The following is a 1,753-nucleotide window of genomic DNA, read 5'->3' as shown; positions in this document are numbered from 1 at the left end:
TCACACCGAAACTATTATATTGGCGCAAATTTCAGCAATTTGCCCAGTAGGGTGATGGTAACAGGGGTAGGTTTTTAGATTAGGGTCAAAGGGGAAGTGTTGGAAGTGTGGGGGGTGAGGAGTTAGATATCCAACCGCTATTTTTACACTCAAACTGATTCGAACTGGCTTATACCGCTTGTCTTATGAATAACCGCTTACGTCAATTTTATCAATTTTTTTTGCAGAATGTAGTCTTAGCTATATTGGTGGCATTGCTGAATCAAGGAATGAATATGAGTGGGGTGGGCATTCTGCCTGCCCGAAAATATCAGGAACAGGCAAGATGCCCATTCTACAAACTCTTAAAATTATTCCATTATTAAGCAACGCCAAAAAAACACTATATGTTGAATGAAAATGAATTGTCAACAAGCACAATAAAGCAGGGTTTATTGAGAACTATCCCTGGTTTATTGACAAGATGCGTTTAGGGAGCATGTCAAATTCGCAGAACAAATGTACTAAAATAACTCATGACCGCTACTCAAGTCCCGAAAACACTGTAGTTCAAGCGTTCTTACAAAATTGACCTGCTCCCCCTGGGAGTTTCGATGGACAAGCAATGGGATAAAGTATTATGCTGTCAGCCAATTTGACCAATGAAGAGGATCAAAAAAGAAGAATCAAACACATGGAATTTGTTCAAGCTGTAATCTAACGAATGGCTAGCAACTCTTTCCAAATCAAGGGGTGGAGCATAACTATTGTTACAGCGCTTTTCGCTTTAGCAGGAGCGACTACCAAGCCTATCTTTATTCGTAACCATTCAGCCGTCAGCTTATGCGTCTTAGCGTCGAAGCCTGTGCCACGCTAATTGAGGTGCATGCAGCCGTGATAACTGCAGGGGGTCGGATTAGTAAAACGAGCAGGAATTTTCAATCAGCCGTAGGAGCATCCCGCAGCTTTTTTACTACCTCCCGTTAATTAGCTGACGGCTGACTGCTGATAGCTGAATGCTTACGTTGAGCCAACGGTTTTTCAGCCTGTAATCTATGATTTATTCTACATTGCTTTTGATGATGATTTCGGAGTCTTATAGAAAATATTTTTACGGCTAAAAGCGCGCTGTTTACTTTCATACCAGGTCATTATACGCGGGGTTTTCAGTGGCTATACTCCTAATAAAATCCCAGTTTAAAATCATAAACTGGGATAAACTCAATTAATCATTATTAACCCAGACTATTGGGCAATCTCAATGTTTTACTTATTTCTTTAATTACCCTTGTCGCTGGTAACTTCATCTGATACACAACGGTTGCATGGATAATGTCTTCCGAGACTTGCCGATCCTTGCGTATTTCCTCCTCCTACTACCCCTTTCAGGTCGTCTACTGACAACTTTAGGAGGTCGGTTTCTTGGCTAGGTCTGGTTTCTAGATTTTTGATATTTATTTTTTCTTTCATGTTTGCTTTACACTCCGAATCAAGTTGGTGTAATCTATGAGGAATTGGTCAAAGTTACAGAACATTTGAAATTCAGTTCCTTTGATCAAGCTCTGATAACAGATTAATTGAACTTTGTGAATGAAATGTGAATATGCATCTGGTCTTAGAGCTGATTTGTAAAGTAAATCTTAAGAAGTCTGAAAGCCTTGCTATGATTGTCTTTTAGGTATTAAATCTGAGGGGGTGACATGAGCCCTGAAAAGCCCACTAGATAAGGCTTTGATGCCAATGAGCTATGGCTTGATACAGTGGGAAATTGACC

Origin of the sequence: Moorena sp. SIO4E2, assembly GCF_010671945.1 — a bacterium.
Lineage (GTDB): Bacteria > Cyanobacteriota > Cyanobacteriia > Cyanobacteriales > Coleofasciculaceae > Moorena > Moorena producens.
This window is presented reverse-complemented; position numbering follows the sequence as displayed.